The sequence below is a fragment of the Bacillus sp. DX3.1 genome (genome assembly GCF_030292155.1).
GTDB lineage: Bacteria > Bacillota > Bacilli > Bacillales > Bacillaceae_G > Bacillus_A.
Window position 1 is genome coordinate 469697 of record NZ_CP128153.1, and the last position, 26491, is coordinate 496187.

The 26491-nt window shown below is 31.7% G+C and carries 18 protein-coding genes and 1 pseudogene; 13 read left to right on the forward strand and 6 right to left on the reverse strand.

Going from position 1 to position 26491, the window contains the following annotated elements; all coding sequences use genetic code 11:
- Positions 1 to 17 precede the first annotated feature (17 nt).
- The 7 genes from QRE67_RS02355 to QRE67_RS02385 all read left to right on the forward strand — a co-directional run bounded on the left by QRE67_RS02355 (position 18) and on the right by QRE67_RS02385 (position 11801).
- Positions 18 to 1265 (forward strand): tyrosine-type recombinase/integrase, encoded by a 1248-nt coding sequence (locus QRE67_RS02355; protein ID WP_286123366.1) that lies wholly within the window; start codon positions 18 to 20, stop codon positions 1263 to 1265.
- Positions 1243 to 3195, forward strand: coding sequence for a helix-turn-helix domain-containing protein (locus tag QRE67_RS02360; RefSeq protein ID WP_286123367.1), 1953 nt, complete (start codon positions 1243 to 1245; stop codon positions 3193 to 3195). Before QRE67_RS02355 ends, QRE67_RS02360 begins: the two co-directional genes overlap by 23 nt.
- Entirely contained in the window at positions 3185 to 4822 is a 1638-nt protein-coding gene (locus QRE67_RS02365) for a site-specific integrase (RefSeq protein WP_286123368.1), read from the forward strand. Before QRE67_RS02360 ends, QRE67_RS02365 begins: the two co-directional genes overlap by 11 nt.
- The gene (locus QRE67_RS02370) at positions 4809 to 5498 is read left to right on the forward strand and encodes a hypothetical protein (RefSeq protein WP_286123369.1); all 690 of its coding nucleotides are present in this window, start codon (positions 4809 to 4811) and stop codon (positions 5496 to 5498) included. The genes QRE67_RS02365 and QRE67_RS02370 overlap by 14 nt, the downstream gene beginning before the upstream one ends.
- A 431-nt stretch (positions 5499 to 5929) precedes the next feature.
- Entirely contained in the window at positions 5930 to 7450 is a 1521-nt protein-coding gene (locus QRE67_RS02375; RefSeq protein ID WP_286123370.1) for a class I SAM-dependent DNA methyltransferase, read from the forward strand.
- Positions 7440 to 8705 (forward strand): restriction endonuclease subunit S, encoded by a 1266-nt coding sequence (locus QRE67_RS02380; RefSeq protein ID WP_286123371.1) that lies wholly within the window; start codon positions 7440 to 7442, stop codon positions 8703 to 8705. Before QRE67_RS02375 ends, QRE67_RS02380 begins: the two co-directional genes overlap by 11 nt.
- Positions 8706 to 11801, forward strand: a complete 3096-nt coding sequence (locus QRE67_RS02385) for a type I restriction endonuclease subunit R (RefSeq protein WP_286123372.1) — start codon at positions 8706 to 8708, stop codon at positions 11799 to 11801.
- Between the two features lie 403 nt (positions 11802 to 12204).
- Here the strand turns inward: QRE67_RS02385 and QRE67_RS02390 are convergent, their stop codons facing one another.
- The gene (locus QRE67_RS02390) at positions 12205 to 12435 is read right to left on the reverse strand and encodes a helix-turn-helix domain-containing protein (RefSeq protein ID WP_286123373.1); all 231 of its coding nucleotides are present in this window, start codon (positions 12433 to 12435) and stop codon (positions 12205 to 12207) included.
- Positions 12436 to 12568: 133 nt separating this feature from the next.
- On the opposite strand from QRE67_RS02390, the gene QRE67_RS02395 reads away from it, so the two are divergent.
- On the forward strand, positions 12569 to 12823 hold the full coding sequence (locus tag QRE67_RS02395; protein ID WP_242302731.1) for a transposase: 255 nt from the start codon (positions 12569 to 12571) through the stop codon (positions 12821 to 12823).
- 75 nt (positions 12824 to 12898) lie between these two features.
- A complete protein-coding gene (gene topB, locus QRE67_RS02400) occupies positions 12899 to 15088 on the forward strand; it encodes a DNA topoisomerase III (protein ID WP_286123374.1) in 2190 nt (729 codons plus the stop codon).
- A gap of 98 nt (positions 15089 to 15186) precedes the next feature.
- On the opposite strand, the gene QRE67_RS02405 is transcribed toward topB, so the two are convergent.
- The 5 genes and pseudogenes from QRE67_RS02405 to QRE67_RS02425 form a co-directional block, all read right to left on the reverse strand.
- Positions 15187 to 15804: a hypothetical protein gene (locus tag QRE67_RS02405; protein ID WP_286123375.1), complete on the reverse strand. Its 618-nt coding sequence runs from the start codon at positions 15802 to 15804 to the stop codon at positions 15187 to 15189.
- A gap of 29 nt (positions 15805 to 15833) precedes the next feature.
- Positions 15834 to 17039, reverse strand: a complete 1206-nt coding sequence (locus tag QRE67_RS02410; protein WP_286123376.1) for a phosphorylase family protein — start codon at positions 17037 to 17039, stop codon at positions 15834 to 15836.
- A 1-nt stretch (position 17040) separates the two neighbouring features.
- Positions 17041 to 17502: a response regulator gene (locus QRE67_RS02415; protein ID WP_286123377.1), complete on the reverse strand. Its 462-nt coding sequence runs from the start codon at positions 17500 to 17502 to the stop codon at positions 17041 to 17043.
- Complete coding sequence (locus QRE67_RS02420) at positions 17483 to 21133, reverse strand: hypothetical protein (RefSeq protein ID WP_286123378.1); 3651 nt, start codon at positions 21131 to 21133, stop codon at positions 17483 to 17485. Before QRE67_RS02420 ends, QRE67_RS02415 begins: the two co-directional genes overlap by 20 nt.
- 688 nt (positions 21134 to 21821) lie before the next feature.
- Positions 21822 to 22136 (reverse strand): annotated as a pseudogene (locus tag QRE67_RS02425) (toprim domain-containing protein); the annotation flags it as partial.
- A 439-nt stretch (positions 22137 to 22575) separates the two neighbouring features.
- On the opposite strand from QRE67_RS02425, the gene QRE67_RS02430 reads away from it, so the two are divergent.
- The 4 genes from QRE67_RS02430 (at position 22576) to QRE67_RS02445 (ending at position 26422) form a co-directional block, all read left to right on the forward strand.
- The gene (locus tag QRE67_RS02430; protein ID WP_286123379.1) at positions 22576 to 23529 is read left to right on the forward strand and encodes an ABC transporter permease; all 954 of its coding nucleotides are present in this window, start codon (positions 22576 to 22578) and stop codon (positions 23527 to 23529) included.
- Positions 23519 to 24490, forward strand: a complete 972-nt coding sequence (locus QRE67_RS02435; RefSeq protein ID WP_286123380.1) for an iron chelate uptake ABC transporter family permease subunit — start codon at positions 23519 to 23521, stop codon at positions 24488 to 24490. The genes QRE67_RS02430 and QRE67_RS02435 overlap by 11 nt, the downstream gene beginning before the upstream one ends.
- Positions 24484 to 25242: an iron ABC transporter ATP-binding protein gene (locus QRE67_RS02440; RefSeq protein ID WP_286123381.1), complete on the forward strand. Its 759-nt coding sequence runs from the start codon at positions 24484 to 24486 to the stop codon at positions 25240 to 25242. The genes QRE67_RS02435 and QRE67_RS02440 overlap by 7 nt, the downstream gene beginning before the upstream one ends.
- A 232-nt stretch (positions 25243 to 25474) precedes the next feature.
- Positions 25475 to 26422: a siderophore ABC transporter substrate-binding protein gene (locus tag QRE67_RS02445; RefSeq protein ID WP_286123382.1), complete on the forward strand. Its 948-nt coding sequence runs from the start codon at positions 25475 to 25477 to the stop codon at positions 26420 to 26422.
- The last annotated feature ends 69 nt before the right edge of the window (positions 26423 to 26491 follow it).

Sequence of the window (26491 nt, forward strand, 5' to 3'; positions counted from 1 at the left end):
AAACAGGGGGAGAGCTAGTGGGGGAATTAATCTCAGTAAAAAGTGTGAATGAAAATTTAAAATTTATAACACAACCAGTTTGGATTGATTATGTAATTGAAGAAAATCAAACAGTTAAAGAGAAAAAACATATTTCATTAATTGCTCTTAAAAACATCGAAAAGAACACATATTTAATTCATCACCTTAGTAATTTTATTATTGAAAAATGGGGGTATAAGTCATTTAATACGCAGAAAAAACATGCTACAAATATAGTGAAGTTTTTAAACTACTTAATAAAATATTATCCAAGTTTGAAAATCAAAAATTTAACAGAATTGACTATTTCACATGGCTCAGCATACTTAAATTGGTTGGGTACCAATGGGGTTTCTCAAGATACTGTTAAAGACGCTGAAAGAACCCTAGTGTACTTCTATATTTGGGGAATAAAAAAGTTACTATTCTCAAAAGTTAGTTTGACCGATTTTAAACAAGAAAAAAATGAACACAATACGTTATATTATAAATCTCCTTTTACAGTGGTTTATCCACAAAAGAAAGTCAAAGAGATTGAACACATTTTACCATTCGAATACATACCATTATTTTTAGAGATTGCCTCTACACATACGCCCAGAATCGCTTTAGGAATATATCTACAAATATTTGGAGGACTACGAGTTTCAGAAGTAGTTAATTTAAAGCGTACACAAATTTCAAAATCTATAGCAAATAAAGAGTTGATATTAAAAATAGAAAATCAAAATTTTAGAACAGATCTAAAAGAGCATGCCTCAGTAAAAAAGACACGATCTCAGGTAGCATTAGATGTGAATGGTTGGGGAACTACCTTGATTCGACAACATTTAAAGTTATACTCCTCTAAACAAACCAATGCTTTGTTTTTAAATACTAATGAACAACCGATGTCTGGTAGAAGCTATAGACAGTACTTCGAAAAATGTAAAATTAAATTAATATCCACTCTAGAAACTTCAAACAATATTGAACATCGCTTAGTAGCTCAACATTTAAAAAGTATTAAATGGTCTACGCATATAGGACGGGGAACATTTACAAATCTCATTGCAAATGAGGCACAAAATCCTTATGAAATTGCACATTTACGAGGTGATTCTAGTTTAGAATCTGCGCTCTCTTATATGGTTTCAACACCAAGAATGCATCAAAAAATTGAAGGGAAATTAGATAATATGCATGAGAACTACATTCCTAAACTGATTGAAAGGAAGTTGAATGGCCGTGGTTCATTTGAATAAAGATTATTACTCAGTTAAAGAAGCCTCAGAAATTCTCAATAGGAGTATTGCTGCTATTCACAATAATATTTATTCGAAAAGATTGAATCATAAAATAAATGTAAAAAAAATAAATGGTCGAGTTTTTATATCAAAAGAAGAGTTAATAAAATATAAACAGTTTCTCAATGACCGTGATAACATTGTAGAAATTGACTGTGAATATGCGATAAATAAAATATTTAATGAAACAAAACAAAGTAATCTGTTTATCGATACTCGAAACATATTTTTAGCGTATTCACGAGTTTACTTTAATAAAAGTACAGGCTCTACAGTTCATAAGCAAAATACTATTAATCAATTTATTAACTTTCATAACAAACTCCAAAGAAACTTATCTAGAGAAATTTTCAAAAGCGATATAGAGGAATTAAATCAATTATCCTTAAAAGAAGGTTTGTTTACTTCAAAAGAAAAACTGTTATTTACTCGGTTTCTCTCATATGCATTTGATCAAAAAAATATACCTCAAAAGAATAAATTGTTAGCTGTTCAAAAGCATGAACATAAAGAACAAGAAATTTATTCGGCTTCAACCTTTAATCAAATATATAAGCATGTACAAAATATAGAACTTCATATCGAAAAAAGTCTTAATAGCAGACCGTATGCAAATATGTGGGTGTATGTTACTTTATTATGCTGTGACTTTATACGAGGAAGTGATTTAATTCTTAATACACCCAACTTGAATTTAAAAGAACTTGGCATTCAAGAATCAGATTTTTACACTGAAAATTTCACATTAAATGAACATCAAATTCAAATGATAATTAAAACTTTGTACCTTGCTTTTAGAAATAAGCGGGCATCTAAAACTAATGAGATACTTACTTTCTTAGTACCTTCAAACTTGGAGAAACCACTAGCTTATGCATTAGTTTTATCGGAGCGATTAAGAGAAACTAATACATTACAGCTGGAAACTTTTATTGAAGGCAAGTATCGTAAAACTAAAACCCAAGGTAGAAGAGGAACACATTCAAATTTCTTTGAAGGTTATAAAGAGTTTGAAGGGTTTAGATTTAGTAGCTTAATAATGAACCGTTCTTTGGCAACATACTTATATGGATCAGTAACTGAAGGAGATGCCTTTGATTCTGAACTAGCACTAACTTTAGCCCAAAATGCAAGGTCACATAAAAACGAAGATACCACAAAAACTTATATACAGCTAATGAATAAAGATGGCTCCATTGGAAGGGCTTCTATCAATATTTTTCGAAGAGGAAATTTTGGGTGGTTATATGAGCAATTATTAAGATTTACGTATACCGATAACTATAAAACCTTAAGCCTAGAAGATAGAACAACTATTGTGGAAGAAGTAAAAGAACATTTCTCTCTTAAAGAAATTGAGTCAATAGCTGCTTATGTTTCTGATTATTTAACCCCTGCCTTTATAGAGGAGACTGATAATGATTCGGTTGTGGAAGTAATGAATGTAATCTATGAAAAGCGATTAAAAGTTATACATCAAGTTATGCGTTTAAATAAACAGCAATTACATGAGTTGTTTTTGGAATTATCAATTTATTCTATGCCATCTAAAATTGAACATGCACAATGTTTAGTATTTCCAAATTGTGCTTATCCAGCTTTAATGAATTGCATGTATTGTGAATATGTCCTTCCACAAAATTTGATTCTAATTCAATTAAATCAGGAGATTCTAAGACTCCTAACTTCAATACAGGGAAGTGATAATGAAAATCTTTTAAAAAGGCAAAGTCGCTTTCTACTGCAATGTTTATTGATACTGAGTGAAGCTAATAACACTTTCGGTAAAAGTTATGTAAAAGCTTATGTAGATGTTAATCAAATCAATGGTTTATTGAAGCGATATGCTCACAAAATCTACTTGCCAGGAGTTGAATATGGAAATTAGAAAGCTTTTAAATGAATCGAGTTTTTATAAGATAGAATCTATTCAACAAATTTCTAAAGATGATTTGTTATTAAAAGACTATAAACAGATTTTTGATGGTTTAGTCGAAAGTGAGATTATAAAAAGTAACTCTTTTGAAGAAAATCAATGGTTTGTTTATGATCCTTTATCACAATTAAATTTACAAATAAGGTTTGATTTAATTAGTTATCCAAAAATTAATGAACATTTAAAGTTTTATATGTTGCTCAGGCTTATATCAGGTAAAAGGCCTAAAACTATTTATGATGAGTTAACTTCATTACGAAAGATTATACTTAGTTCGCAAGGTTTTGAAAATTTAACTCAATTAAAAAGTGTACTAGCTGAGAATATTGAGAAATATAAATACTGTGGTTATCATATGGTTAATGCTACGTCTAATTTTATCGATTTCTATAGGATTGATAATTATCAAGAAATCCTTAATATTTGCTCAAATATGCCTAAATACCCTCAAAGATCCAGAGATTTACCTGATTTTCAAGATGTACTTGAATTAGATGATATCATTAACCATTATTTTAAAAATCATACTGTAGAAGAAACTATAAGTTATACGCCAATTTTAGTTTGGTGGCTACTTACTAATACATTGCCTATACGCCCAAGTGAACTTCTAAAACTCAAAAAAGATTGCCTATCTTATGATGACAGTAAAAATGAACCCTATACAATTTCGGTTCCGCGAATAAAAAATAAGTCTGCTACCATTGGCTTTTCTATAAAGTATGATTCAGTTGTAATTGACCAGAAAACATATCAATTTTTAGTAGAAGTCAGGGACAAGGTAAATATGTATTTTCCTTACTCCGAATATTTTTTTCCATCAGAAATGTTCAGCTTAAATTATAAAGTTAAAAGAAAAAAGCAGAATCCGATAATGAATTTACGAAATTTTATTGATTTAAAAGATCGATTCTATAAATTAATCGTAGAAGAGAAATATGGACGATACAATTTAGAACGCGTGAAAGCTGGTGATACTCGTCATTTTGCTATCATCAATATGTGTTTACAAGGTTTTAGTATGCATAATATCGCTACACTAGCTGGTCATACGGAACTTAAAGTTACGCAAGGTTATTTTAGTCATGCCAAACATTTCGCGCAATCGTATGTATATAGGCTGGCCCAACTAAAGCTTGAAACAGAGATTGGCTATAGAATGGACAATTCTATCATAGGATGGAAAAAATATATTGTTCATAAATCTAACATTGAGAGGGAGAAGATAACCGAAATACACGTAGGTAGAGTTCAATACGGTTTATGTTCAGAGCTTAAAGAGAATTTCCCAAATACTTGTATTGAGTTTTGCGAGTTTTGTCCAAAATATATTTTCTCACCTAGTATAAATGAAAAAGACGATGCTATTAAGTGGCTATCTAGTCATTCTGAAGATTTAAAACAGCGAATTGAAGAGGCTATTTCACTTTTAGAAAGTTTATTTTCATTGCCACAAAGACATGGTCATGACTTAAATACTGTTGAAAGAAAATCAGCGGCGAAAAGGTTACAATATTATATGGAATTGAAATCTAAAGTAGATGCTAATATTGCAGGTGATATGAATGGTAAATACTAAAAGAGGTAAACCTCAAAAATGGTCTGATGAGGATTTAAAGCAAATTGCTTTAGAAGTTAAATACAAACAACCTAATCGTAAATTAACATCGCTATTATTAGAAAATGAAACTGGAATAGGGAGGAATACATGGAGTAGGCGAATGAAAGAATTTATAAATCATTTAAATTCACCTATTCACATTCCTAAACTTGATGAAAGTGGGATTATAACGATTCCTAGTGTTGAAGAATTGTTTTTAAAATATGGTGCTAACACAACAGAATTAAAAAATGAGATTGCAAAGTTATTAAACATTATTAGTGATCTTTACACAGACGCTAAAAAATTAGCAACACTTGAAGAAGCTACGCAAAAAATGAAGTTAGAAACAGAGCAATTAAAAGAACAACTATCTAAAGTAACTGTCCAGAGGACTCACTATGAGACACTTTATAATCAAATTGTTGCTGAAAGTTATTTCCCTCATTTATACGGACATTCAGAAAAGCTAAAACAGGCTAATGTGAAGGCAGAAGTTATTACTTTACCAAATCAGATTTCACAAGTCTTAGAATTAAACAGTCCTAATAAGGTTTTTCAAAATAAATCAGCAAATTTAAATACTGTTGATGTAAATAATAAAAAAATAGAACAGCTTAATGAGTTATTTAATTTAGATTGGGAAGATAGCTAGAGTAAATTCAAAAAAATTTATAGAATTACTCTTATTTATTAATTTAGGTTTAATTCTTACTATGTAGTTTATATTTGAAATAAAGTCGTGATGTTTATAAAAAAGATATGATTCTTTATCACTTCAAGTAAAGAATTCTAAGGAAGTTTTGAACAACCTTTTTTATAAAAATGAAAGTTCATTTAAAAAGAAAAAGATTCATTTTGATTAAAGTTTATTCAAAATGAATCTTTTTAATTACCTATAAAAAACGTTTTTAAAAGATGCTTTTACTCAAACTTTATTTTAAATCTACATGGAGAAGTATCACAAGAATTAGAACTGTTATAATAGATATATTGATGTGAAAAACTTATAAATGAAAATATATGAAACAAAGAAATTGATCATGTACTATGTGATGTTCCATAGAGTATCGAGGAGGTAGCAAAATGGCGACAGCAAACTTAGGTTTTGAAGAAAAGCTATGGCAGATGGCAGATAAATTACGTGGATCGATGGATTCAGGTGAATATAAAAATGTTGTATTAGGATTGTTATTTTTAAAATATGTATCGGATGCTTTTGAAGAAAAATACGAGGAATTAAAAGCGGATGAATGGGCAGATGAAGAGGATCGAGATGAATATGTAGCAGAGAATATTTTCTTTGTACCAAAAGAAGCACGTTGGTCATTTATCAAAGACAATGCTAAAAAATCTGAAATTGGGCAATTAATCGATGCGGCGATGGTTGCAATTGAAAAAGAAAACTCTTCACTTGTTGGGGTACTACCAAAATCATTTGCACGTCCAGAGTTAGATAAAATACGTTTAGGTGAAACAATCGACTTGTTTTCATTCAAAGTCGGTGATGAAGAAAGTCGCTCAAAAGATATTTTAGGTCGTGTATATGAATATTTCTTAAGTAAATTTGCAAGTGCAGAAGGAAAAAATGGTGGTGAATTCTATACACCTTCAACTGTTGTTCAATTACTTGTTGAGATGTTAGAACCATTTAAAGGTCGTGTATATGACCCTGCTTGTGGTTCAGGTGGTATGTTTGTTCAATCATCGAAATTCGTCAAAGAACATCAAGGACGTATTGATAATTTATCAATCTATGGTCAAGAATCGAATCCAACAACATGGAAACTTTGTAAAATGAACTTAGCAATTCGTGGTATAGATGGGAACTTGGGAACTCACAATGCGGATACATTCCATAATGATTTACATAAAGGATTAAAAGCTGATTATATATTAGCCAACCCACCATTCAATATTAGTGATTGGGGCGGCGAAAAGTTAACAGATGATGTCCGTTGGCAATACGGTATTCCACCAAAAGGAAATGCTAATTATGCATGGGTGCAGCATATGATTTCAAAACTTGCTCCAGCAGGAACAGCAGGCTTCGTTTTAGCAAATGGTTCGATGTCTTCAAATACTAGTGGCGAAGGAGAAATTCGTAAAAGTCTTATCGAAAATGATCTAGTCGAATGTATTGTCACTTTACCTGGTCAATTATTCTATTCGACACAGATTCCCGTATGCTTATGGTTCGTATCAAAAAATAAAATGAAAACGGGAAAACGTGAACGTAATAATAAGATTTTATTTATTGATGCACGTAATCTTGGTTTTATGGCAGACCGTACACATAAAGAATTTAGTGAAGAAGATATTAAAAAAGTAGCGGATACATTCCATGCGTGGCGCAGTACGAATGAACAAGAGTATTCGGACGAACTAGGTTTCTGTAAAGAAGCGATACTCGAAGAAGTACGTGACAATGACTATATTTTAACGCCAGGACGCTATGTAGGTTTAGCAGAGCAAGAAGATGAGGGTGAACCATTTGAAGAAAAAATGGCACGCTTAACAGGTGAATTATCAGAGCAATTCGCTAAATCAAAAGAGCTAGAAGAACAAATCCGCCGAGTGTTAGGGGGAATTGGATATGAAATCTAGTTGGGCGCTCTTAACTATTAATGATGTATGTTCTGTTACAGATTGTCAGCACAAAACAGCACCAACTGTAGATATTCCTACAGAGTATAGGATGTTAAGAACTACAAATATTCGTAATGGTCAATTAAGAGATGTTAATGATACAAATTCAGTAACAAAAGATACTTATGATAAATGGAGTGTTAGAGGATATTTAGAATCCGGAGATGTTATTTTAACAAGGGAAGCTCCTATGGGGGAAGTAGCTTTATTACGTGACAATGAAAAATATCAATATTTTTTAGGGCAAAGAATGCTGCAATTAAAAGCATATAAAGATGTTATTACACCAGAATTTTTATACTATTCATTACAGACCAGAGAATTACAACATCAAATTATGATGAATGAAGGAACAGGTTCAGTTGTCAGCAATATACGTATACCATTGTTGAAAAAAATGAAACTATTTGTTCCTAATTTGCAGGAACAACAAAGAATAACAAAATTATTATTTGATATCGATAATAAAATTATTGTAAATAAAGAAATCATTGATAACTTAGAGCGACTCGCCCAAACCCTTTTTAAACATTGGTTTATCGATTTTGAATTTCCAAATGAACAAGGACAATCCTATAAATCAAGTGGTGGCGAAATGGTAGAAAGTGAGTTAGGAGAGATACCTAAGGGGTGGAAAGCTGGATGTATTGGAGAAATATGCGAACAAGTTAAAGACAAAGTTAATTTAGATAAAATGAACGAAAAATTCAACTATATTGGTTTAGAACATATGCCCCAGGGAAGTATTGCATTGGCGAATTGGGAAAGCAGTGAAAAAGTTTCTGGGAACAAAGGCTTGTTTAAAAAAGATGATATTCTTTTTGGAAAGCTACGTCCGTATTTCAAAAAAGTAGGTATTGCATCTATAAATGGTGTTTGTTCTACAGATATTTTAATTTTCAATTCCAAGCAGTCATTTGAAAAATCATATCTTCTTTTGAATTTAATTCAAGATAGATTTATAGAATATGCTACCAATACAGCTACAGGGACTCGTATGCCTAGATCGGGATGGAAACAAATATCAAGTTATAAAATTGTTATACCTGATAAAATTGCGTTATCGAAATTTGAAGAAATAGTTTTACCTATGCTGACGAAAATTCAAGATATAACACATGAAAATCTTTATTTAGAACATCTTCGCGATACCCTTCTCCCTAAATTATTATCAGGGGAAATCAAAATACCAGACGAAGTGGTGGTGGATTAGTTGTTTAAGTATAACGAATCAGAGTTAGAAATAGCAGCACTTGAATGGTTAGAAGAAATGGATTATGAAATTGTAGAAGGTCCAGATATTGCACCAGATGGTGATTACGCTGAACGTGAGAGCTTCCATGATATTGTGTTAGTTGACCGATTACGTGATTCGTTACAAAATATTAATCCATCCTTAGATCGAAAGGTCATTGAAGAAGCCGTGCAAAAAATTATTGCCAATGCTTCGCCGAACGTTATTCTTAATAACAAGCAATTTCATAAGTTTGTAACAGACGGCATTGAAATACAAACACAAGGTACAGATGGTTACAATCCCACTGTATCTGTGTATGTGTTCGACTTTGAAAATCCTAAAAACAATAATTTTATGGCTGTGAACCAGTTTACAGTCATTGAAGGACAATCCAATAAACGTCCAGATATTATCGTGTTCGTCAATGGGATTCCACTCGTTGTCATTGAACTAAAAAATGCAACGAATGAAGATATTGATATTACAGACGCCTATAATCAGTTACAAACGTATAAGCAAGCAATACCAACATTATTTCGTTATAATGCTTTTTTAATTGCGAGTGATGGTATTAATGCACGCGTTGGTTCATTAACAGCCAATGAAGAACGTTTTATGAAATGGCGTACGGTAGATGGTGAAGCATTGGCTAGCCCTGCTGAACCACAACTTGAAGTGATGATTAAAGGGATGCTTGAGTCTAGTCGTTTGCTAGATGTTGTGCAAAACTTTATTTTATTTCAAACTGATGGTGTCAATACATTCAAAATTTTAGCAGCATATCATCAATATCATGCTGTAAATAAGGCCGTTGAAAAAGCAAAAATTGCGACAGCACAAGATGGCGACCATAAAATTGGTGTCGTGTGGCATACGCAAGGATCTGGTAAAAGCTTGTCAATGGTATTCTATGCTGGGAAGCTCATTAAATCGATGAACAACCCAACACTTGTTGTATTAACTGATCGAAATGACTTAGATGATCAACTCTATAAAACATTCTCTATGTCGAAGGATATTTTACGTCAAACACCGAGCCAAGCTGAATCACGTGATAGTTTACGAGAGTTATTAAGCGTGGAATCGGGAGGAATTGTTTTTACCACGCTTCAAAAATTTGCACCAGATGAAGAGACAGGAGAAATGCCATGCTTAACGGATCGTACAAACGTTATTGTAATGGCTGATGAAGCACACCGTTCACAATATGGTTTTAGTGCAACTGTGACAAAAGACAATACGAAGTATGGCTTTGCCAAGTATGTACGCGATGCTTTACCAAATGCTTCATTTATCGGGTTCACTGGTACACCTGTTGAAGCTAGTGACAAAAATACACCTGCCGTATTTGGTGATTATATTGACGTTTATGATATGTCGCAAGCTATCGAAGACGGTGCAACGGTAAAAATTTTCTATGAATCACGTGTTATACCACTGGAATTACCAGAAGGGTTATCAATTGATGATGATTATGAAGATATCACCGAAGACCAAGAAACATCTGTTAAAGAAAAATTAAAGTCAAAGTGGTCACGTCTAGAAGCAATTGCAGGTGCAGGATCACGTGTTGAAAAGATGGCACAAGATATCGTACATCATTATGAAGAGCGTCAACAAGCGATGTTTGGCAAATCGATGATTGTCGTGATGTCACGCAGAATTGCCATAGATTTATATAAAGAGATTGTGAAACTGCGTCCAGACTGGCATTCAGATGATGACGATAAAGGGGTTATGAAGATTGTGATGACTGGCTCGTCTAGTGACCCAGCCGAATGGCAACCATTTATCGGCAATAAAAAGCGTCGTGAATTTTTAGCACGTCGTATGAAAGATAATGATGATCCATTAAAAATTGTCATTGTCCGTGATATGTGGCTTACTGGCTTTGATGTACCTGCAATGAATACGATGTATATTGATAAGCCAATGAAAGGGCATAACCTGATGCAAGCTATTGCACGCGTTAACCGTGTGTTTAAAGATAAGCCAGGTGGTCTTGTTGTTGACTATATTGGGATTGCTGACAATTTAAAAGAGGCCTTAAAGCAATATACAGACAGTGATCGCAAAACAGCAGGGGTTGATACAACTTTAGCGGCTGATGTAATGCTAGAGAAGCATCAGCTTGTATTGGAAATGCTACATGGACATGATTATTCAGGTTACAAATCTGAAAAATCATCATTTCGCATTAAAGCGATTGTTAATACAATGGATTATGTTATTGGTTTAGGTGAAGATGAAAAGAAACGCTTTTTAAATACAGTGACAGAGCTTGCGAAGGCATATGCACTATGTGCGACAACGCCAGAAGCAGAAGAATTGAATGATGAGATTGGTTTCTTTAAAGCAGTTAAAGCGAGCATTGTGAAAACGATCGGTGATGGAAGTAAAAAGAAAACTGGATCACAGATGGATGCCCAAATCAACCAACTTATTTCGAAATCGGTCATTTCTGAAGATGTTGTTGATATTTATAAGGAACTCGGCTTAGAAAATCCTGATATTTCAATTTTGTCTGATCAATTCTTAGAAGATGTTCGGGCATTACCTCAAAAGAATTTAGCAGTAGAATTATTAAATCGCTTATTAAATGGTAAAGTAAAAAATGTTCAACGTAGTAATCTTATTCAATCACGTAAATTTTCAGAGATGCTACAGAACGCACTAAATAAATATAATAAGCGTACCATTGAAACATCTAAAGTTATCGAAGAATTAATCGAACTTGCAAAAGAAATGGATGCAGCATATAAGCGTGGCGAACAAACTGGTATGGCTAAGGAAGAAGTTGCTTTCTATGATGCCCTTGCTTCGCATGAAACCGCTGAACAAGTTTTAGGTGATGATACATTAAAAATTATTGCGCATGAATTAACAAGGTCAATCAAAGAAAACATGAGTATTGACTGGAATTTACGTGAATCCGCTCGTGCGAAAATGCGTATAACTGTTAAACGACTGCTTAAGAAGTATGGTTATCCACCTGATCTTCAAGAAGATGCGATTGAAATTGTAATTGAACAGGCAGAGCGGATGTCAGAACAGTTAGTGTTAGAATTATAAGTTATAAACTAGATACGAAATTGCTTTCGTATCTAGTTTATAATAATTAGCAAATTAAGGTTTTATTGTATATGCTACATATAGTTGTTCGGAACAATTTTGTTATTACTGAAATTGTATATATGTCATATATACACCTGGATTTTTATATTTGTTTCTGGTGAAATTCCCTATATAAATTATCTTGTATTAATTGTTTTACTTGGTGTTTTATGTTATTTGTTTTTCACATTAATATCCAATATCGTTCCTCCTAGTAAGTAGCAAGAATACTCCTTAAAAATAATCCTGCACGTTACTTTAAGTACAATTCTTCATAATCTCATCTTAACTTAAATAGCTATGCTCTTTTCTACAGAAAGAACCGAAAACGGCGTTTATGATAACGTCTTAGAGAATTTTATTACTGAGAATCTATCAGTTCTTCCATTTCTTTAATTAATTCATGTGGAGCAATATTTAATACCTTACATATAACAAATATGGTAGATATGCTTGGTTGTCTTTGAGCACGTTCAAGTAACCCAATATAAGTTCTATCTAGATTACATTGAAGGGCTAATTGTTCTTGCGAAAAATTAGCTTTTTTTCTATGTTTTCTTAACACTTCACCGAAAGCTTTTGGGATTTCCATGACATCACCTCTTAGTTAATTAACTAAGAAAAATGGCATTTCAATCGACCGACTATAGTCATCAAAAGGAGGTGGTGATACAATAATAAACTATCTAGGTAATAAAATTTTTTACTAGAAAGGGTTTTAAGTAATGACAAACAAAAAATATGATGAACACTTTAAAAAAGAAATTGTAAAGTTACACATTGAAGGAAAATCTGTTACGGATTTAAGCATTGAATATAAAATATCTTCTACTTCTATTTATAAATGGATTAAGTTGTATTCGAAACAGCAAGTGATAGTTACTCCAAAGCAGTTTAATGAGGTTTATAGGGAGAATAAGAAATTAAGACAAGAAGTAGAGATTCTTAAACAAGCTATGTCAATTATGACTGCCAAATAGAAGGTGTTCCTTACTGTTCTTCTTGAAAACTGTGGTATATTAAACGGTATATAGTTAGTAAAGGAGTTTGAATAAATGGCAAAGAGTGTAGTAATTGCTGAGAAACCATCAGTTGCACGTGATATAGCAAAAGTATTAAAGTGTACAAAAAAAGGAAATGGGTTTTTAGAAGGTGACAAGTATATAGTAACTTGGGCTCTTGGGCATTTAGTGACACTGGCAGACCCTGAGGTTTATGACAATAAATATAAAACATGGAACCTTGAAGATCTTCCAATGCTTCCAGAACGTATGAAATTAGTTGTTATAAAACAAACGGGAAAACAGTTTAATGCTGTGAAACATCAACTTACCCGAAATGATGTTAATGAGGTGGTTGTGGCCACAGATGCTGGAAGAGAAGGAGAGTTAGTTGCACGTTGGATAATTGAAAAAGCAAAGGTGAATAAACCAATTAAGCGTTTATGGATTTCCTCTGTAACAGACAAAGCAATTAAAGATGGTTTTGCAAACTTAAAGCCAGGTAAAGCATATGACAATTTATATGCTTCAGCTGTTGCTCGTTCTGAAGCTGATTGGTATATTGGCTTAAACGCTACTCGTGCATTAACAACAAAATTCAATGCTCAATTAAACTGTGGGCGTGTCCAAACACCAACTGTAGCTATTATTGCTGGTCGTGAAGATGAAATAAAGAATTTCAAAGCTCAAACTTACTATGGTATCGAAGCTCAAACAGCTGAGAGATTAAAGCTAACTTGGCAAGATACAAAAGGAAATAGTCGTAGTTTTAATAAAGAAAAAATTGATGGTATCGTAAAGAATCTAGATAAACAAAATGCCACTGTTGTGGAAATTGATAAAAAACAAAAGAAATCATTCTCTCCTGGTCTTTATGATTTAACTGAACTACAACGTGATGCGAATAAAATTTTCGGATACTCTGCTAAAGAAACATTAAACATTATGCAGAAATTGTATGAGCAACATAAAGTGCTAACGTATCCTCGTACAGATTCACGCTACATTTCATCAGATATTGTTGGAACACTTCCAGAACGTCTAAAAGCGTGCGGTGTGGGAGAGTATCGCTCTTTAGCACATAAAGTTTTAAATAAGTCGATAAAGTCTAATAAGTCATTTGTTGATGATAGTAAAGTAAGTGATCATCACGCAATTATTCCAACAGAAGGGTACGTTAACTTCTCAGCTTTCACAGATAAAGAACGTAAAATTTATGATTTAGTTGTAAAACGTTTCTTAGCTGTTTTATTCCCAGCATTCGAATACGAACAACTAACGTTACGTACAAAAGTTGGTAATGAAACGTTCATTGCACGCGGAAAAACAATTTTACATGCTGGTTGGAAGGAAGTATACGAAAATCGCTTTGAAGACGATGATGTAATTGATGACGTAAAAGAGCAACTTCTACCTCGCATTGAAAAAGGCGATACATTAACTATAAAGCTAATTATGCAAACATCAGGTCAAACAAAGCCACCTGCACGATTTAACGAAGCGACTTTACTTTCAGCAATGGAGAATCCTACAAAATATATGGATACACAAAATAAACAACTTGCTGATACGTTAAAATCGACTGGTGGATTAGGTACTGTAGCGACACGTGCAGATATTATCGACAAACTCTTTAATTCTTTCTTAATTGAAAAGCGTGGTAAAGATATTCACATTACATCAAAAGGTCGTCAGTTACTTGATTTAGTACCAGAAGAGTTAAAATCGCCTACACTAACTGGTGAATGGGAACAAAAACTTGAGGCAATTGCAAAGGGTAAACTGAAAAAAGAAGTATTCATTTCAGAAATGAAGAACTATACGAAAGAAATCGTTGCTGAAATTAAATCGAGTGATAAAAAATATAAACATGACAACATTTCAACGAAGTCTTGTCCAGACTGCGGTAAACCAATGCTAGAAGTAAACGGCAAAAAAGGAAAAATGCTCGTATGCCAAGACCGTGAATGTGGTCATCGTAAAAATGTGTCTCGTACAACAAATGCTCGTTGCCCGCAATGTAAGAAGAAACTAGAATTACGTGGTGAAGGCGCTGGCCAAATTTTCGCATGTAAATGTGGCTATCGTGAGAAATTATCTACATTCCAAGAGAGACGTAAAAAAGAATCTGGAAACAAAGCTGATAAGCGCGATGTTCAAAAATATATGCGTCAACAGAAAAAAGACGAAGAACCATTAAATAACCCATTCGCAGAAGCATTAAAGAAATTAAAATTTGATTGAAAATATTTCTTGAATCACCATTACTAATTAAATACAAAGAAGCCGTTTTGATTAGTTCTTTCAAAACGGCTTCTTTTATTTGTTTTTTATAAGATTGATTAGAACTTCTTGCTTTCTTTTTTTATTTTTTCCCATTCCGTTTTCACATGTTTTTTCAAAGATACCTTTAAATTGCTAAGTCGATTATCTAAAAAGCTTTTCAAAATGTTTTTTTGTTCTAAAGCATTAATTATAGTTGACTCTTCTTGTTCAAAATCTGCATGTATTATTGGGAAAGCTTCTTTAACTAAACTTTGTTTCAAATCCCTTATAGATACTGGACCCTCTACTCTTTCGGTTACAACAATTAATGCATTAATATGATTCAAAGTGCTACTTATTTCTAACTCATTAGTTTTTTCTTCATTTAGCTGAAAATTTATTTTAAATTTCCTATATTCTAATTCTTGAAGAAAGCTAGCTTTTTCTTCTGTATTTAACTCTAAGATTTGATATCTTCTAATTAGCGATAGATATTTAGCAACTTGTTCCTTAAGCTCTGTCATGGACTCAATTCGTTCTTTAGTCACAGAATTTAAATAAGCTGATTTCGAATTTATTCTTATAGTGTTTATTAATGTGAGTAAACTGATTACTGAAGTTAAGACTAGACCTATAAATGTAATTTGGTCTTTTGGCTCTAAATTTTTAAATGATTCTAAAATATTTGGTAGCAATTTTACGATCCTTTCTTTAAATAAAAATACTAATCTAGATGATTTAAAAGTAAAAATTTCGCAAACTGTGCACTTGTATAGGAGGCATAATTTTGATATGTATCATCTTTTTTTGCATCTCCATAATCACATATTGATTTGCAAATTATTACTTTAGGTTTTGGCAAATAACTGTTTTCGCATGCATAAACAACTCCATAGGATTCCATATCAATTCCTTTTATTTTTCTATTAAAAGGGAGAATGAAATCTCTTACTACTTGCTCATTTTGTATTACAATTGGACCGCATGCTATTGGACCTGATATAGCCTTTAGATTCTCGCTAATGTTACTTTTATTTTCCCAATTCTCTTCAATAATTTTGAGTTCCTTTGAAAAATCTTTATTTAAAATTTCCTTTATTTCAGCAGACATAGCCAAATATTTAGGCTCAGGTAGAAAACCAGTAGTCTGTGATTGTACACTGATTATTTTTCCACTACTAAATTCCCATACTTCAGATGCAAGGATTATATCACCAAAATTACTAGTTTCTTTTACTCCAGCTGCTATACCCGCCATAATAAAATACTTAGGCTTAAAATGCTGTATCATCTTCATTACCAAAACAGAGGATGCTGTCATCCCCATTTGATGTTGTTTTGCAACTACTACTCGTTTATCACCCATAGTACCAATTGTATAAAAGGTAGGATCTCCTTTAGCCTTAAATGATTGAGGATTGTTTAATAATTTTGTTACCGCAGCAAATTCAATATCTACTGCGGTAATTATTGCACAATCGTAATTATATCCAGTTTCTCCAATGTCACTTGCATCATCGGCTGATGACATTACGTATTTAATTCTATTGGTGATTTTTTCTTTCCAATCATCAGAGTATACGTCGTATTTAATAGCAACAAATACTCCTTTCGCAATGTCTTTTTGATATCTTTGTATCAATTCCTCATATGATGTAAGAATTATAATATCACTTGTCTTTTTTAAATGCTGTACACTTCGAATTTCCGTTAATAACATAAAACCAGCAAATTCTTGAGAATCTCCACCTTCTTCAAAGGGTAAATTCATATCTAAAATCATCAAATCATAATAATTTTTAGCTAATTTTTCTTTGGCTTTAAATATACAAGTTTGAACTTCCACTGATACATCTGGGAAATCATCGAAAATAGATTGTATATCTTGGGATTTTACAATATCATCTTCTACGATTAAAATTTTCATCATTTTACAAATTACCTTCCATGAGTAAATGCCGTAATTCATCTTTCCAATTAATTTGTGAGGAGTTGAAGTATATCATACCTTTGTATAGATACGGAAACTCTTTCTCTAATTCATCATTTAAAGTATGACTTTCTAAAACATTATTACCTTCGCCAAAGTAATCGAAAGAAGTAATCACGCATACTTTTAAAATAATATCTCGTCTTTTCATTTCCCTTAAAATATCCCAGCCAGCAAAAGTTTCAAATTCTTCATTTACATCGCCCACATTTGCATCATATCGTGGCATACTCATGTCCAATAATACCAAATCATATTTGTCTTTATTCTTTATTATCTCTATAATCCCGCTTTGCCAAGAATGCTTTCTAACAATTGAATCAGTAAGGTTACTTTCACTTGTTAGAAAGTCTATTATGATGTCTGCCTTTATATCATCATCTTCAATTAGAAGCAACTTCATGCACAGCCAACTCCTTTGCTTTTAGTTCTTCAATATTTAAAATAAACTCAGCAAACATTTTATGTTCATTTACATAATAGCGCTGAATAAAAGGTACCTTTAAGTTATGTTCTAAAATATAGTATACCTTGGAAATTCCTGTGCCTCCTTCGCCTAAAATCATTTCCTCAGATTGTTCCTTATCTAAAATCACATCAAACTTCTTTTTAATTATTTTTGCAATCTCTTTTGGATCTTTTTTCGCATCTAATGTATTAGATACTGTAATTTTTATATTGTAGTTACCTTCCGTATTAAATAAATCAGAAAAAGAACCATCATTAGCCCAATTTCCTTCTATTGTTTGATCATTTAAAGCTTTTTCAACTTCTGAGAATGCTATTCTTTTAATGTTTGTATAAATATTTAAATCTCCTAAGTTTTCAAAGCCAGAATGCTTAATAGCATTTGAATACAGCATGGTAAAAATATCAATTAGATAGTTAAAGTGTTCACCTTTTACTAGAGTATCTTCTTGGATTTCTGCAATTGTATTAAATACTACATTAGCCTTATTTGATTTTTTTACAATCTCTAAACCAGTTTCAATTAAATCACTAAATGAAAAATCATGGAATTCATTAGATCTTCTTACTATAAACCAATTACTAATTTCAAATAGGTCGTGTTTAATAGTGGCTTTAGCTACATTAATATCTCTAGAAATTAAGCCAATTAAATTTTCTAAGGAGCTATCTTTGTCCTTTAAATGTAAGAGTTTTGATTCTAAAGTATTGAGATTGTTAATTATAAATGAGTTTACTTCTTCTAAAAAGCGCTCTCTAATTTTATTCAAATGATATTCTGTCTGCACCCAAAAATAATCCGTTAAGGCTGAATAAAAAACATTGTAATTGGTTATTTCGTTAAAGTCAGAATATAGCATTAGAACATTAGCATCAAATTCGAATTGACTATAATTAAACATACCATTTGGATATTTCTTGTCTTGTAAACGAATCCAATTTTTAATTTCTTCAAATTGATTTACTATGGTATTTGAAAATTCATTTAAATAACCTTTTATTAATTCGATATTTTGGGAGTTTTTTTCCGAAACTATGCTTTCTAATTCTTGTTCTCTATATTTATTTAATATTAAATGACTGCCTGATTTATCTTGTTTCAATGATAATAAGTTATGATATTTTAAAGTTTTAGTTAAAGTATTCTCTAAAACACCATGACGTATTCTGGAACTTAAGAATTTTTCTAGACCATATTTTCGATTAGTAGTTAATTCATTTATAAAATCAATTAGCATTTCTTTGAATAATAAGTATCTATATTTTTTTTCAGGATTAGTTTTAAATTCTTCTTTTACATCATCGTTAAATTTAGTTAGTGTCGAATTAAAATCTTGAATATCATAGAAGGTAAGATTAGTATCTAGACTATCCATAAGTAGATATTGTTTGAATTTTTCTCTATAAATTTGATCATTCTCTCTTATAATGGCTGCAGTGTCTACAAATATTTTTTTCTCATCAACTGCTTTAATTCTTTTTTGGATACTTTCAAATTTATTTATTTCATCAATTTCACTTTCTTTTAACTTAAGGTTTCCATATTTTTGTTCAATTAAAAATTTAAGTACTTTTATTCTCTCTATATTTCGTAATTTTGGATCTAAAAACACAAAATATTTCATTACTTCCTTTGTATAGATATGTTCTAAGATAAAGTAAATTAAATACCTTTCTTTACTAGTAGTCTCCTCCAAACTCATTAGTTCACTTGGCAATGTCAAATTAATACTTTCAATATATGTAACAAGGGCCATATAATTTTGAATATGGTTTTTAGGATCAACTAAATAAACTAATATGACCAGTTTTAATGAATCGGTTTTTATGTCTTGCTCCTGTAAGCTTCTTAATAATTCACTACTATCCATTCTTAAGATAATACTTGGATCGATAAAGTATGAATCTACCAATAATTTGACCGCCTCGATGAGTTCGTTTTTCTTTAAGTAAAGATTGAAAAGTTCTACTGCAACTTTTTCATATTTATATTTAAAAATATGATCATTTTTTTCATCTATGGAACTAAGTAGCTCTTTAAATTTTTCTATTCCTAAGTCTAGGCTCCGCTTACTAACTCCTTTGGCATAATAGAAATTCTCTCTAAATATAGGAATATCGCTATCACTTTGTTTAGATTGGGAAGGCTTTATAACCTTTTCAAACACATCAATAGTTTGAGTATAGCCCATTAATTTAAACTGAGTTTTACTTACCTCACGCGTTTGTTCTAACTGATCTAATAATAGATGTTTGGGAGAAATTATTTCAGAATATATAGAAGCGAAATTCTCCTTAAAATTAAGTTTTTCTTGTTGATTAGAATATCTATGATTTAAATAAAATGTTTCGATTTCATATCTTACATTTAAATCTCCAAATATTTTTAAGGTATTTAATAATATATTTAAATTTTTCTCTTTTTCATTACAGGAATAAATATGGAAAATAGGTTCTAGAATATTTTTCTTAATTAAGTTACTGGTTACATTGATTTGTTCAGGCGGGGTGTTTAAATAAATACACATTTTAGATAGTAAATCAATTAATGTAAAGTTCAAACCGTACTCTTTATCGTAAGTCTCTACTAATTTAATGGCATCTCCATAATTTCCTATAGTATACAGCTCAATGATATCTTTAACCGCCGAGTTTTTCTCTTTAAATAAATTCGCATCATTTGATACCCCATCAATACTTGCAATTAAATTAATTACTCTTTGATCAGCTATATCAAGTTGTAGCAAGATTTCTTTTATTTCATGTTTTAAATCGACCGTGAATTGATTTGAACTAAAAATTATAGTGATCACTTTTATTAGATTTTCATACATATCAATTATTGGTAAGGTAGATGAGAAAGAGAGTATTTTTTTTAAGTTCTTCTCTTTAAGTATATCCAGTTCATCTGTATATAAAAATCTAAGGTAATCTGTTAGTATTTGATCACCAAAGTCTTCTGAGAGTTGTGTTATAAAATTATTTAATTTATGTATAAAACTAGTGTGACTACTCATTAATCCTACTTTAGAACTGTAAAATTCACTTATAAGTGCTACTAAAAATTTATTTGTTTTTTTACCTATTTCTGACAACGTTGTTCTATTACCTTCTAATCCACCATGTAATTCTGAGCATAATAATTCTTGTTCTATAGACCAAAATGAATATGTAATACTATTTATAGAGTTAATGACTTCTGCTGCTTTAGCATAATCAGCCACTAATAAATGATATGTATACTGTTCCTTTAATTTTAAAAACTCTTTAATCTCTTCTTTATAAAAGCTTAAAACTAATTGCTGCCACTCAATATCCTTGATAATTGGGCTCGCGTCATGATAGGGAATAAATTTTGTTAGATGTATTTTATCTATGGAGTCCACTTTAGTCCCGCTAAAAATATATGAATAGCCAGGTAAAGATTTTTTGGCTATTTTATTTAGTAAATAATTCTTATATGAGCCAGAGCTTAAAAAATATTTGCATTCACTGATAATTAAATTTAAATTTTTACGATTATAGATGAATTGTCTTTCAAAATCTTTAACTTTTTTATTTGCCATAGTCTTTTCTCCTTGAATGTAATTAGCTATTTTTTTACTTTTAATTTGTTTAAGAATTTTGTAATTTGAACTAAATTTATATCTAGTAAACTAAAGTATTTATAATAAAAATTTATATTAAATGGAATACATCCCCTTATACCTGGATTAGAAAATTAGTGTTTTTTATAAGAAATTCTATCCTTAATTTTACATTAATGAGGAAAGAAATACATCTTAAGCTTTATTAAGTTAACAGACTGTTTTAAAAAACTTTCTTAAAAAGGTACTACTTTATAAATAAGATTCAGAAAAAACTTTGTTTAAACTGATTAAAAAAGCGTATAAGTAACGTTTTAAAGTTTAAAAGAACTAGGGGAGATTTTACGGAGATAAATTGTAGCTGAGCGAGAAATGTTTTTAAAAGGTTGAAGAAAGAAGGAGAGGGTGGCTTTAGGGATATAAAAGAAGTACATAAATGATTAATGGCTTGTACAATAGATTAAATCGTTTAAATATGTTTGTACGTTTAATAAAATTATTTATATCAATTCAATTAAACTAGATTTCAAAGTGAGCTAAGATGCTTTGGATTTTATACTTGTTTATTTATGTACAATTATAAAAAAAGTAAATACTTTCATTAAATAAGGGGTTAGGTATATCTTGGGGTTTTTTGTACAGATATATTTTATGGAGATAAGGCTGGATCTGTAGCCACGATTATTTCATTTACATCATTTCTAGTCAGTTGACTTTTAACGGCATTGAACTGTTTGCCAGTCTGCTTAATCACTGTCAATTTCAAACGTTCAGGTAGCATTGGCAAATCTTCTAGATTCCACTTTTTATATTTCACATCATAATTTTCTGGATCTGCTAATGTAACGAGATGCCCTAAAGCCCAAGTAACGATATATTTATTTCCCTCAAGATAACCATTTCCTTTTTTATCACACTTCAATACACGTGCAATATCACGTGCAACAGAAGGTTTCTCAGCAATTACAATACTTTTTGCCATATTTAAAACAACATCCTTTCAAGTTTCCGTAAGTTAAATATAGCATACATCCTTTTTTGATTCAGTTATGCCGAAGATTCTAGCCTATTATTATCAATTAAATACTATACATCTTTGACTAGTTAAGGAGGGAGCATTCACTATTGTTATATATTTTACTTATACAAATAAAAAATTGGTATGAATGATAATTTATTAATGGAATTTGTTGACAATCTAAATGAAATTCATTATCATTAAAAGAGGTTATCTGATTATTGTTAAAATATCAGATAGGGAATCAATTACTGGATGTAGTAAAATACATCTTCGGTCGATAACGATAATCATTTTCATTTATAGTATTCTATGAATAGATGAGGGGGATAAAATGATAGGATTATAATCTGTTTTAAATCAAATGATGGCGACAGAACATAATCTGCACCATGAAGAAATTATGAAAAAAAGATATTTGTTTATCATGCTTATTGTTTTATCAATTGCGTCTATTTTTATCGGTGTAAAAGATATAAAACCGATAGATATTTTGCACTTAGATCAAGAACAAGTGCAAATCGTATTTATCAGTAGGCTGCCACGCTTGATCAGCATTATTGTTGCAGGAGTGAGTTTGAGTATAAGTGGCTTAATTATGCAGCAGCTGAGCAGAAATAAATTTGTATCTCCGACAACTGCGGGGACGATGGATAGTGCGAGATTAGGAGTTTTAGTCTCATTGATGCTATTCACAACAGCGAGTCCGCTTGAAAAAATGTTTGTTGCATTTGTTTTTGCGTTAGCTGGCACATTTTTATTTATGCAAATTTTGAAGAGAATTAAGTTTAAGGATACGATTTTTATTCCACTTGTCGGGATTATGTTTGGGAATATTATCAGTTCTATTACGACATTCTTTGCTTATAAATACGACTTAATTCAAAACATTTCTGCATGGCTACAAGGAGACTTTTCAATGGTTATGAAAGGAAGATATGAGATTTTATACTTGAGCATTCCGCTTGTAATCATTGCATTTTTATATGCAAACAGATTTACAGTTGCCGGAATGGGAGAGGATTTTGCAGCGAACTTAGGGATGAATTACAATCGAGTGTTAAATATCGGCCTAATTATCGTTGCGTTAATCTCAGCATTGGTTGTCTTGACTGTCGGAATGATTCCATTTTTAGGACTTATTATCCCGAATATCGTTTCGATTTATCGCGGGGATAACTTAAAGAATAGTTTACCTCATACAGCCTTACTAGGGGCAGTTTTTGTCCTGGCTTGCGATATATTTGGACGTATCATTATTTATCCGTATGAGATTTCCATTGGCCTTACAGTCGGTGTCATTGGAAGCGGAATCTTCCTTTATTTATTGATGAGGAGAAACGCGTATGCAGCATAGAAAACATACAAGTCATAAAAAAATGTTGGCAGTGCTTGCCGTTGTAACAGTCATAGTCATTGGGATTTTCTTATTTATTAACTTAAATATGAATAGTTTAGATTATGCATTGCCAAGAAGAGGAAAGAAATTGTTGGCAATGGTCATAACTGGCGGAGCGATTGCTTTTTCGTCTATGATTTTTCAGACAATTAGCAATAACCGTATTTTAACACCGAGTGTAATTGGTTTAGATTCGCTCTATATGTTTATACAAACCTTTGTTGTATTTGTGTTTGGGTCGAAACATATAACGATGATGAATACGAATGTTAACTTTCTTATATCGATTAGTTTAATGGTTGTTTTTTCAATGTTCCTTTATAGATTTCTCTTTAAGAGAGAGGGACAAAACATTTACTTCCTACTGTTAGTTGGATTAATATTTGGGGTATTATTCCAAAGTTTATCATCCTTTATGCAAGTGCTTATTGATCCGAACGAGTTTCAAATTATACAAGGAAAAATGTTTGCGAGTGTAAATAATGTGAAGACGGAGTTACTGATTACTTCGATCATCGGCATTATATTGGTTCTCGCTTATGTGTATAAAGAGTTAAAACTGTTAGATGTTTTATCACTCGGAAGAGATGAAGCGATTAACTTAGGAGTTGATTATGATAAGGTCGTGAAAAAGTTTTTGATTGTTATCGCGATTCTTGTTTCGATTTCTACAGCGTTAGTTGGACCGATTACGTTTTTAGGATTACTTGTGGTGAATGTCGCGCGTGAATGTTTACGTACATACCAGCACAAATATTTAATAGTAGGCTCTATCCTAATAAGTATTATCGCTTTAGTAGGCGGGCAATTAATCGTTGAGAGGGTATTTGAGTTTAATACAACTTTAAGCGTTATTGTTAACTTTGTAGGTGGAGTGTACTTCATTTATCTTCTATTAAAGGAGAGCAAGTCATGGTAGAAGTAAGAAATGTATCAAAGCAATATGGAAATAAAAATGTCGTCGAGGATGTCTCTATTAAAATAGCAAAAGGAAAAATCACATCTTTTATTGGGCCGAACGGAGCTGGGAAGAGTACAGTTCTGTCGATGATTAGCAGGCTATTAAAAAAGGATGCGGGTGAAATCTTTATTGAAGATAGGGAGATTAGTGAATGGAATAGCAGTGAACTTGCGAAAAAGATATCGATTTTGAAGCAAACAAATCATATTAATCTTAGACTTACGATTCGAGAATTAGTCAGCTTCGGAAGGTTTCCATATTCGCAAGGTAATCTGTCGAAAGAAGACTGGGACCATATTGAAGAGGCCATTCGTTATATGGAGCTAGAAGATATACAACATAAATATATCGACCAGCTTAGTGGTGGACAGAGGCAACGTGCTTATATTGCCATGGTCATTGCCCAAAATACAGAATACATTTTGTTAGATGAACCGCTTAACAACCTAGATATGAAGCACTCTGTTCAAATTATGAAGGTGCTGAGACGCTTAGTTGAAGAGCTTGGCAAAACGATTGTTATCGTAATTCATGATATCAATTTTGCCTCTTGTTACTCCGATTATATCGTTGCTTTGAAAGATGGAAAAGTAATGAAAGAAGGAGCAACAAATGAAATTATCGACCCAGCTGTTTTGAAAGACATATACGATATGGACATCCATATTGAAGAAATAGCGGGCAATAACATTTGTATTTATTTTTCATAATGGAAGTTATTTATATAAATCCATTTTGATTTTTCGACATATAAGCCGCGGCTATGGATAACAAAAGGTGACCTGCACTCGTTTTCTCTCTTTGTTTTCACTATGTCTGGGGCAGGAAAAGGATCTGACCGCTTCTATGCATGAACGGATGCTCTCTCCCACCTAAAAAGAAGGGTTTTATGTCGGTTTTTTAATTTGTATTTTTAATAAAAAATTTATAGAGGTGATTCGAATGAAGAAATTAGCAATGTTATTATTAACTTTCATGCTAGCTATCGTTGCTGTAGCATGTAGTAATAATTCTTCTGAAAAGAAGGAAGCAAGTGCAACAAAGAAAGATGAAGCAGAAATCACGATTAAGCATAAACTTGGGGAAACAAAAGTTAAGAAAAACCCTAAAAAAGTTGTGTTATTTGACTTCGGTTCATTAGATACATTAGATAAATTAGGTGTAGAAGTAACGGGCGTACCACAAAAGAGCATGCCTCAGTATCTTTCTAAATATAAAGATAAAAAATATACAAACGTTGGCGGCTTAAAAGAGCCAGACTTTGAAAAAATTAACGAAATCCAACCAGATTTAATCATTATTTCTGCAAGACAATCTGATTCTTATAAAGAATTCTCTGATATTGCTCCAACAATTTATGTAGAGCAAGAAACAAAAGATTACATGAAATCATTTAAAGACAACACAGAAATGTTAGCAAAAATCTTCGGTAAAGAAGATAAGGCGAAAAAAGAAATCGCAGCAGTTGAAAAAGATGTAAAAGCATTAAATGAAAAAGCAACGAAAAATGGTAAAAATGGTTTAATTATCTTAGCGAATGACGGTAAAGTAAGTGCATATGGTGCTGGTTCACGCTTCGGTATCATCCATGATGTATTTGGCGTAACTCCTGCAGATAAAGGTATCGAGGCATCTTCTCATGGTCAAAGTATTTCATTTGAATACATTCTTGAGAAAAACCCTGATTACTTATTCGTAATTGATAGAGGCGCTGTTGTTGGCGGAGAATCTTCTGCAAAACAAGTTGTTGAAAATGAACTTGTAAGCAAAACAAACGCTGCGAAAAACAATAACGTAGTTTACCTTGATGCAAACTACTGGTACCTATCTGGTGGCGGATTAGAGTCTGTTTCTGAAATGGTGAAAGAAGTATCTAAAGCCTTAAAATAATATGAGAAATAGTGGTAGGAATTTATTTCCTATCACTATTTTTATATAGTAAAGTAAAGAGCTTGTTAT

Coding starts and splice junctions, on each gene's coding strand:
- QRE67_RS02360 (WP_286123367.1), top strand. CDS start 1,243: ATGGCCGTGGTTCATTTGAATAAAGATTATTACTCAGTTAAAGAAGCC.
- QRE67_RS02365 (WP_286123368.1), top strand. CDS start 3,185: ATGGAAATTAGAAAGCTTTTAAATGAATCGAGTTTTTATAAGATAGAA.
- QRE67_RS02370 (WP_286123369.1), top strand. CDS start 4,809: ATGGTAAATACTAAAAGAGGTAAACCTCAAAAATGGTCTGATGAGGAT.
- QRE67_RS02375 (WP_286123370.1), top strand. CDS start 5,930: ATGGCGACAGCAAACTTAGGTTTTGAAGAAAAGCTATGGCAGATGGCA.
- QRE67_RS02380 (WP_286123371.1), top strand. CDS start 7,440: ATGAAATCTAGTTGGGCGCTCTTAACTATTAATGATGTATGTTCTGTT.
- QRE67_RS02390 (WP_286123373.1), bottom strand. CDS start 12,435: ATGGAAATCCCAAAAGCTTTCGGTGAAGTGTTAAGAAAACATAGAAAA.
- QRE67_RS02395 (WP_242302731.1), top strand. CDS start 12,569: ATGACAAACAAAAAATATGATGAACACTTTAAAAAAGAAATTGTAAAG.
- topB (WP_286123374.1), top strand. CDS start 12,899: ATGGCAAAGAGTGTAGTAATTGCTGAGAAACCATCAGTTGCACGTGAT.
- QRE67_RS02410 (WP_286123376.1), bottom strand. CDS start 17,039: ATGATGAAAATTTTAATCGTAGAAGATGATATTGTAAAATCCCAAGAT.
- QRE67_RS02415 (WP_286123377.1), bottom strand. CDS start 17,502: ATGAAGTTGCTTCTAATTGAAGATGATGATATAAAGGCAGACATCATA.
- QRE67_RS02420 (WP_286123378.1), bottom strand. CDS start 21,133: ATGGCAAATAAAAAAGTTAAAGATTTTGAAAGACAATTCATCTATAAT.
- QRE67_RS02430 (WP_286123379.1), top strand. CDS start 22,576: ATGAAAAAAAGATATTTGTTTATCATGCTTATTGTTTTATCAATTGCG.
- QRE67_RS02435 (WP_286123380.1), top strand. CDS start 23,519: ATGCAGCATAGAAAACATACAAGTCATAAAAAAATGTTGGCAGTGCTT.
- QRE67_RS02440 (WP_286123381.1), top strand. CDS start 24,484: ATGGTAGAAGTAAGAAATGTATCAAAGCAATATGGAAATAAAAATGTC.
- QRE67_RS02445 (WP_286123382.1), top strand. CDS start 25,475: ATGAAGAAATTAGCAATGTTATTATTAACTTTCATGCTAGCTATCGTT.